Origin of the sequence: Chitinophaga varians (assembly GCF_014529945.1) — a bacterium.
Taxonomy (GTDB): Bacteria; Bacteroidota; Bacteroidia; order Chitinophagales; family Chitinophagaceae; genus Chitinophaga; species Chitinophaga varians.
The window spans coordinates 17,769-27,045 of the sequence record NZ_JACVFB010000011.1; the positions used below are offsets into that span (position 1 = coordinate 17,769).

Genomic DNA, 9,277 nt, shown 5'->3' on the forward strand with positions numbered 1-9,277 from the left:
AACCATTACAGCTTTCTATGTGTGGAATAACTGGTATTCTGGATGAACATCGCCGCTATCCCGTCAGCGAAGCCTTACTGGCGCAGATGGCCAATGAGTTGGTACATCGCGGCCCCGATGAGTTGTCCTGCTTTGTGGACGGAAATATGGGATTTGGTTTCCGCAGATTGAGTATCGTCGATCTGCTGAACGGCCATCAGCCTTTCTTCAGCAACGATCAGTCACTGGTGCTGATATGCAACGGTGAAATATTCAATCACCGGGAACTGCGGGCAGAACTGGAGGCCAAAGGATGCCAGTTCAAAACACACTGCGACGTGGAAGTAATTGTTCACCTCTATGCGGTGTATGGCACAGACTTCCTCAACAGGCTAAACGGACAGTTTGCCTTCGCCATATTCGACAGAAAAAACAACAGTATTTTCCTGGCAAGAGATCAGTTTGGCATATGCCCGTTGTTTTATACCTGTGTTGACGGCCTGTTTGTTTTTGCCTCTGAAATAAAAGCCATCATCAAACACCCGCTGGTGGAAAGAAAGGTGAACCTGGAAGGACTGGACCAGGTGTTTACTTTCCCCGGACTGGTAAGTCCGGTAACGATGTTTAAAGATATTTTTAGCCTGCCTCCGGGCAACTTCATGATCGTGAAAAACGGTCGGACCGAAATTACTGAGTACTGGGACCTGGACTACCCGCCGGACGCACCGGCAAATGGTACGCCCGAATCCTTTTACACGGAGCAGCTGGAGGCGTTGTTGCTCAAATCAGTAAAATACCGGTTGAATGCTGAAGTGCCCATCGGCTTTTATCTGAGCGGCGGTTTGGATTCTTCGCTGATAGGCGCCCTGATGAAGAAAGTCACGCCGGATGTGAGCTACCCTTCGTTTTCCATCGGCTTTCCTGCCGACCCGGAGATGAGTGAACAGGCACACCAGCGGCTGATGACGGAGTACCTCCAATTTCCCAATACCGAAATCCTGTTCGGCAGCAGCGAGATAGAACAACGACTGAAAGAGGCCATATGGGCTTCCGAGTCTGCCCTCAAAGAATCCTATAATACCTGTTCCCTCGCATTGTCGGAATCCGCGAGGAAACAGGGCGTTAAAGTGATCCTCTCCGGAGAAGGCTCTGATGAACTGTTTGGCGGCTATGTCGGTTATCGCTTCGATAAACAACGTACCAGTCATCACGGCGTGAAAGATATGGAAGAACAGATGGAAGATGAATACAGACGGAAATTGTGGGGAGATGCTGACTTTTTCTATGAAAAAGACTACTATGACTTTACCGGCATCAAAGGCAGCCTGTATTCAGACAAAGCCCGTGACATACTGCGGAATACGGATGCTGTAGACAACCTGGTGCTCAACAAGGAACGCCTCGCCGGCAGACATGTTTTACATAAGCGATCGTATGTTGATTTTAAACTTCGTTTATGCGACCACCTGATTGCCGACCATTGCGACCGGGTTACCTATTCCAACTCTATTGAAGGAAGATATCCTTTCCTCGACATCGACCTGGTAGAGTTCATCAAAACCATTCCGCCGGATATCAAACTGAAAGGCCTGACCGAGAAATATATCTTAAAAAAGACAGCGGAGAAGTACCTGCCGGCAGCAATCGTTAACCGCCAGAAGTTTGGCTTTGTAGCCCCCGGGACCCCGTCGCTGCTGAAGAAGAAGCTACCCTGGATAGAAGAGCTGCTTTCCTTTGAGAGGATCAGCCGCCAGGGATATTTTAACCCGCATGTGGTAGAGCACCTGAAGAAGGTTTATAAAGAAGATAATTTCCGGCTGAACCTCCCCTTCGAAAGCGATATGCTGATCGTTGTGCTCACCTTCAACATTTTCCTGGAACTTTTTGATATGCCTGACCTCTAATATTTTCTTATGAAGAATAAAAAAAAGCTGGGTATTATTGGAGGAATGGGTTCCCGCGCCGGAGCGCTGTTCTTTAAAAAAATTATCGACTATTCTCCGGCAGATACAGACCAGGAATTTCTGGACATCATCCTGCATAATAACTCCGCTATCCCCGACAGAACAAGGGCCATCATTCATAATGAACGGTCCCCCCTAAACGATATTCTCTGTTCCATTGAAATGTTTAACCGGTATGAGGTAGATACCATTGCACTGGCCTGCATCACTTCCTATTATTATTACCAGCAGATCAGCGCATTCACCAGCGCCAACGTTATTAACCCTTTATACCTGATTGCAGAACATATCAGAAATGAACTTCCGCGTGCCAAACGTATCGGCCTGATGGCTACCACCGGCACCATCCGGACCGGTCTGTTCCACCGGGAGCTGGCAGACTGTAATGTGGAAATCGTGACGCTTTCTCCGCAAGACCAGGAGCTGCTTTTTATGAAAGCCGTGTATATGAGAAATGGATTTAAGTCGGCACGCATCTCAGATGAAGCCATCGCACTGATGCACCAATCACGGGAGAAACTGATAGACATGGGCGTGGACGCCATTATCGGCGGATGTACGGAAGTGTCGCTGGGCGTGAAGCAGGAACATATGGAGGTCCAATACATTGATACGTTGGACCTGCTGGCAAGAAAAACAGTTGACTATTGTTACAATACTGACGTTAAGAAAAATTATAAAAGTAATCGTCTATGAATAAGAAAGTAATACATAGTGTATTCCAGGAAGTAGTAAAGAAACAACCTTCCCGTATTGCTGTAGAAGCCCCCGATGCGCGCATAACTTACCATGATCTGAATATAACTGCCAACAGGATTGCTGCCCTGCTGCATACTATCGGCTGCACTACCGGAACCATCGTGACGGTGCTGATGCCATCTTCCATCGAGCTGGTGGGCGCCATGCTGGGCGTTTTTAAAGCAGGAGGCGTGTATCTGCCGGCAGACATCTCTTTTTCAGAACACAGATTACGTCAGATTTTTACGCAGACGTTCGACGGTATTGTGATCGTCCATGAAGATACCCGCGAAGCTGCCGTCGCAATAGCGGCCGGTCTGGGTGTGGATATCACCCATCTCATACTGGTGGAAAAGAATAACACGTTACGTCTTTTCAGCGGTGCAGTAGAAAAAGCTTTTGACGAATTGCCTGGCTGGTCGGAAGACCCGGCGCTGACAGTAGACGGCGACAGCAGCAACTATATATTCTTTACGTCAGGGTCCACCGGTGAGGCAAAGCCGATCCTGGGCGCACATGCAGGGCTTAGCCATTTTGTGCACTGGGAAATCCGGGAGTTTGGCATAGATGATACCTGCCGTATCAGCCAGATCACGCAGATCACATTTGATGCCTCTCTCCGCGATATTTTCGTGGCGCTCATCGCCGGCGGCACGTTGTGTATTCCCGCCGCAGACACTAAAAACAATCCCGCTTTTCTGTTGAACTGGATAGCGGACAACCATATTACCATGGTGCATTGTGTGCCTTCCCTGTTCCGTGTGCTGACAAAGGAATTGCAGGCCGACCATGGACATCATCCCCGCAGCTTCCCCGATTTAAAATATATCCTGATGGCAGGGGAAATATTGTATGGCCGGGATATTGCCGCCTGGCGCAAGGTGGCCGGCGAGGGAACGGCGTTGGTCAACCTGTATGGGGCAACGGAAACCACCCTGATCAAAACTTTTTACCGCATCAGGGAAATACCGGACAATCCTGCTCATATTATTCCTGCCGGCGTGCCTATCAGTAATTGTATCGTTGCCATCGTAAAAGATAACCATATCTGCAGGGCTGGTGAAATAGGGGAGATTTACGTTAAAACGCCTTTTGCCACCAAAGGATATTATAAAAATGAAGCTTTGACAGCACAATGTTTTGTTCAAAATCCGCTGTCAGGTGACGCCGGTGATATTGTGTACAAAACCGGCGATCTGGGACGCTATCTGGAAGATGGGAACATAGAAGTGCTGGGCCGTCTGGACAGTCAGGTGAAAATAAACGGGGTGCGGGTGGAATTGCAGGAAGTAGAGCTGGCGATGCTGAAACATTCGGTGATTACGGGTGCTGTAGCCAAAACATATCGGTCAGATGACAATCAGCTGAGCCTGATCGCCTATTACACCGGCGAAAAAACAGAGCCTACCCGGTTGCGGGAAATGCTCGGAAAATACCTGAACGGATATATGATGCCGGCCTATTTTATTCACCTGCCGGAGTTTCCATTAAGCATCAACGGAAAGATCGATAAAAAAGCGCTTCCGTTGCCGGAAGAGGTGATCATGGGCGATCAGCATTTTGAACCACCGGTAGGCGATATGGAAACAGCGCTGGCAGAAATGTGGAAAGAGATCCTCGGCTTAGGGAAAGTAAGCCGGAATACTTCCTTCTTTAGCATCGGCGGCCATTCGTTGCGCGCTATTCAACTGGTGTCCCGTATTCATCGGGGCTTTGATGTGAGCCTGAAGATCACGGATATCTTTACGCATCGCACCATTGAAGAACAGGCGCGGCTTATCGGTGACAGCCTCACAGATAAATATGAAACCATAACAGTGGCTGCGCCGGCATCGTCATACGTGCTGTCATCATCCCAGCGTCGTTTGTGGCTGTTGAGCCAGTTCGCGGAAGGGAACAAAGCCTATAACATGCAGGGCTCTTTCGTATTGGATGGCCATATCAACAAAGCTGCGCTGGAAGCGGCGTTTAAGGCGGTGTTGGTACGGCATGAGAGTTTACGCACGGTGTTCCGCGTAGAGGAAGATGGCGCTATCCGGCAATATATCCATCCTGCGGAAGCAATCACGAATGATCTCCTTTATCAGGACCTGGCCAGGGAAGAAGAGAAGGCGCTGTTGCTGGAATCCGCTATACAGGCGGCAGCAGACCATGCGTTTGACCTCGCAGCGGGACCGCTGGTACACCTGACTTTATTCCGCTTGTCGGATAAGAAATGGGTTTTGAGTTATGTGATGCATCACATCATTAGTGACGGATGGTCTATGAGCGTATTCATGAACGAACTGCTGGGCAACTACAACGTACTGGTAGCCGGTAATACGCTTGCGCCTGCGCCGTTAAAATTGCAGTATAAAGATTACGCTGTCTGGCAACAATCCCATCTGGAAGAGGATAAATTGAATATGCAGAAAGCTTACTGGCTGAAACAATTCGAAGGCCAGGTGCCGGTATTGGAGTTTCCGGCAGATAAGCCGCGACCCGTGGTGAAAACCTTCAACGGCGGAAAAGTAGTGAAAACCATAGACACTGCGCTGACAGAAAAAATGAAGCAACTCTGTCAAAAAGAAGATGCCACCTTGTTCATGGGACTGCTGACAGTTGTTAGCGGCCTGTTGTATAAATACTCCGGTCAGGAAGATATGATCATCGGCAGCCCCGTTGCCGGCAGAGACAATGTAGACCTGGAAGACCAGATAGGATTTTATGTCAATACCATCGCCTTAAAAAATCATGTGGAAGGCACGCACAGCATCACCGGCTTACTGGCGTCCGTAAAACAGACCACACTGGCGGCATACGGTCACCAGGCATATCCTTTCGATGAGCTGATCGCAGCGCTGGACCTCGCCCGCGATACCAGCAGAAATGCGCTGTTCGATGTGATGGTGATTTTACAGAATACAGGACTGTTGAAGGTAGATGAACACCATATCCCGGCAGGTATTCAGATCAGCGAATACCATAGCCAGGGCAGGATCACCAGCAAGTTCGATCTCCTGTTCAATTTCCATGAGGCTGACGGCGATCTGCGCCTGATCCTGGAATACAACAGCGATATCTATCACCATAACACCGCCGTTAAGCTGGCGGCTCATTTTGAGCAATTCCTCGCTGCGGTGGTATCAGCGCCTGCCACGCCGGTGGACGCGTTAAGCCTGCTGACGCCGGAAGAAAAAGAACAGTTGCTGGTCACCTTTAACGCCACAGCACACAACTTCTCGAAAGAGAAAACAATGACGGCCCTGTTTGAAGAACAGGTGCTGCTACACCCGGAAAGGACAGCGGTGATAGCGGGCGGGAAAGAAATCTCCTATCAGTCGCTCAATGAACTGGCCAACAGGCTGGGCAACTATCTGCGGATAAACTATAACATCCGGCCGGATGAACGTATTGCGGTTAAACTGGAGCGTAGTGAATGGATGGTCATCACGCTGATGGGCATACTAAAATCCGGAGCGGCTTATGTACCGATTGATCCCGGTTACCCGGAAGAACGTGTAAGCTATCTGTTGACAGATAGCAGCGCCAAAATATTGATAGATGAAGCGTTTCTGGAAGTATTCCGTCAGGTGTCTGCCGACTATGGCAGCAACAACCCCGAAGCGGTGAACAGCCCTGCCGACCTGATGTACGTGATCTATACTTCCGGTTCCACCGGCAAGCCCAAAGGCTGTATGCTGGAACATCGCGGCGTGGTAAACAGAATAGAATGGATGTGGCATCAATTCGGGTTTAATGTCGCGGATATCATCCTGCAAAAAACCACCTATACGTTTGATGTTTCGGTATGGGAGATTTTTATGCCGCTCTGCATGGGCGCAAAAATGGTGATCGCGGATAAACAGGATATAGGTACCGCAGAGAGCCTGTTGTCACTGATCGACAAACAAAAGATCACCTGTATGCATTTTGTGCCTGGTATGATGAAAAACTTTATGACCGAGCTGGCCGGAAACGATGCATGGGCGGACCGCCTGCAAAATCTGCGCAGGGTGATTACCAGCGGGGAAGTGTTGTCGCCGGATACCATGCAGCAGTGGTACAGCAGAACAGATATACCGGTGTATAACCTGTACGGCCCTACGGAAGCTTCCATCGACGTAACCTGGTATCCGGTTGCCAAAGGTGATAACATCATTCCTATTGGTCGGCCTGTATGGAACACACAAATGCATATCATGGACAAAACGGGCGCGTTATTGCCTGTTGGCGCTGTTGGAGAGATAGCGATCGCCGGTATGGGGCTGGCGCGGGGCTACCTCAACAAACCGGAACTGACCACAGCGAAATTTATTGCCAATCCCTTCCACCCCGGCAGTCGCCTGTACCTCACCGGCGATATTGGCCGTTGGCTGCCGGATGGGAATATTGAATACCTGGGAAGAAAAGATGAACAGGTGAAGGTCCGCGGTATCCGGATTGAACTGGAAGAAATTGAACATGCCTTAAGGGAACATGAAAAAGTAGAGGATGCGGTGGTGATAGCACGCCCCGATGTGACGGGCGATGTTTTCCTGCTGGCCTATGTCACCGGTCGTGAAAAGCTGGATACGGCAGCGCTGCGCGCTTCCCTGCTGACGAAGTTGCCCAGCTACATGGTACCGGCCGCTTTCATGCAGCTGGCGCGGTTACCACTCACCGGCAGCGGTAAAGTTGACAGGAAAAATCTACCTGTTACCGATATCATGAGCACAGGCACGCTGGTGGAATATGTGGCCCCCAGAAATGATATTGAAACAGCCCTGGTGGACATCTGGAAAGAAGTCCTGGGTAAAGTAAACATAGGCGTGAAAGACAACTTCTTTGAGCTGGGAGGTCATAGCCTCAAAGCCATGCGCCTTTTCTCCAGAGTAAATAAGGCTTTTGATGTGAGCTATAGCCTCGATGCCCTGTTCAGCCGACCGACTATTGAGGACATGGCTGCTGAAATTGAGCGGGCCTGCTGGGTAAGTACCGACATGTTGGAAGCCGACAATATTGATAACGTTGAAAGATATACCATATGATAGCAGATCTGTATTCCAGGTTGAAAAAACTGAAAGTCGTTATAAAGCCTGTTGATGGGAAACTGGATATTAAAGCACCCAAGGGTGTTTTAAATAGTGAGCTGATGGCTGAAATCAGCCGCCATAAAGAAGAATTGATCACCCTCATCAATTCCTACCAGAGAAAAAATAAGCTGCATACATCCATTGACGTCCTTGCGGAACATACAGATTATGCTGTGTCAGATGGTCAGCGGCGGCTATGGCTGCTCAGCCAGCAGGCAGGCAGTTCCCGTGCCTATCATATCTCCGGTAGTGTTCCGCTGGAAGGAGCTTACAACGCTGTCTTTTTTGAACAGGCGATCCTGCATGCGATAGCCCGCCATGAAATACTGCGCACCGTTTTCCGGGTGAGCGCAGCCGGTGAATTGCGCCAGGTAGTATTGCCGGTGTCAGCATCGCGGTTTCGTTTTACCAGTGTGGACGCCACACAGTATACCGAAGCAGAAATCGCAGCCTATCTCGACACGCAGGCCACGCAGGTGTTTGACCTGGCGAACGGGCCGCTGCTAAGGGCAGGACTGCTACACACCGGTGAACAACGGTATATCCTTCATTTTAACCTGCATCATATCATCAGCGATGGCTGGTCGATGGAGCTGCTGAGCCGTGAAGTACTGGAATATTACCGATGCTTCGAACGCGGGGAAGTGCCAGCGGAAGCGCCGTTGCGGATTCAATATAAAGACTATGCTGCGTGGCAGCAACAGCAGTTGTCAGGCGCCGATTTTACGGCCGACCGTCATTACTGGGAAGAGCAGCTGTCTGGTGAGTTACCGGTGCTGGCTTTACCCGCAGAGAAAGTACGGCCTGCGGTGCTGACCTATAATGGCTACGCGTTATCGACCGTCATAGATGAGCGTACCGTGGCCGATTTGCAGGCATTGTGTACCCATCATCAGAGTTCCTTGTTTATGGGCTTGCTGGGCGTGCTCAATGGGTTGTTGTACCGTTACAGTGGCCAGGAAGATATTATCGTTGGCAGTCCTGTGGCCGGCAGAGGCCACGGGGAACTGGAAGACCAGCTGGGCTTTTATGTAAATACGCTGGCGCTGCGTACCCGTTTTGATGGCCGTTCCTCTTTTGCCGCTTTGCTGGAATCTGTCCGGGAAGTGACATTGGCGGCTTATGAACATCAGCAGTATCCTTTCGATCGGCTGGTAGATGATCTCAATATCCGCCGTGATATGAGCCGCTCTGTAGTGTTTGATGTGATGATGGCGCTGCAACAGCAGGAAGCGGTCGGCGATGACAGCGAAGTCACCGGCCAGATCGTGGAGAAAGGCGCCTGCGCGGTAAAACTGGACCTGCACATTTCCTTCATCACGTCCGGTGGCCGGTTGTACATGGACGTGCAGTACAACAGCGACGTTTTTGAAAAAGCGACCATGGTCCGTTTGATGGACCATTTCCGTAGCCTGCTGACGCAGGTGATCGCCACGCCGGACATGCCGGTGAGCAGGCTGGCATATCTGTCGGCCTCCGAAGAGCAGCAGCTGTTGCAAACCTTCAACGATACGGCTGTCACCTATCCTTCGGGCGTTACGT

Annotated in this window: 4 protein-coding genes; all 4 read left to right on the plus strand. The window is 50.2% G+C overall.

Translation table 11 applies throughout. The features are described 5' to 3' along the window. Positions 1–17: 17 nt before the first annotated feature. On the plus strand, positions 18–1,883 hold the full coding sequence (asnB, locus tag ICL55_RS34775) for an asparagine synthase (glutamine-hydrolyzing) (protein WP_188106667.1): 1,866 nt from the start codon (positions 18–20) through the stop codon (positions 1,881–1,883). Between the two features lie 9 nt (positions 1,884–1,892). Beyond that, positions 1,893–2,639 carry an aspartate/glutamate racemase family protein gene (locus tag ICL55_RS34780; protein WP_188106669.1) on the plus strand — a complete coding sequence of 249 codons (747 nt, stop codon included), beginning with the start codon at positions 1,893–1,895 and terminating at the stop codon, positions 2,637–2,639. After that, positions 2,636–7,690, plus strand: a complete 5,055-nt coding sequence (locus ICL55_RS34785; RefSeq protein ID WP_188106672.1) for a non-ribosomal peptide synthetase — start codon at positions 2,636–2,638, stop codon at positions 7,688–7,690. The genes ICL55_RS34780 and ICL55_RS34785 overlap by 4 nt, the downstream gene beginning before the upstream one ends. After that, on the plus strand, positions 7,687–9,277 hold a 1,591-nt coding region (locus tag ICL55_RS34790), incomplete at its 3' end, for a condensation domain-containing protein (protein WP_223151696.1). The genes ICL55_RS34785 and ICL55_RS34790, both read left to right, overlap by 4 nt.

Excerpts from the sequence above, each read along its gene's own strand:
- ICL55_RS34785 (WP_188106672.1), top strand. The coding sequence starts at position 2,636 with ATGAATAAGAAAGTAATACATAGTGTATTCCAGGAAGTAGTAAAGAAA.
- ICL55_RS34780 (WP_188106669.1), top strand. The coding sequence starts at position 1,893 with ATGAAGAATAAAAAAAAGCTGGGTATTATTGGAGGAATGGGTTCCCGC.
- asnB (WP_188106667.1), top strand. The coding sequence starts at position 18 with ATGTGTGGAATAACTGGTATTCTGGATGAACATCGCCGCTATCCCGTC.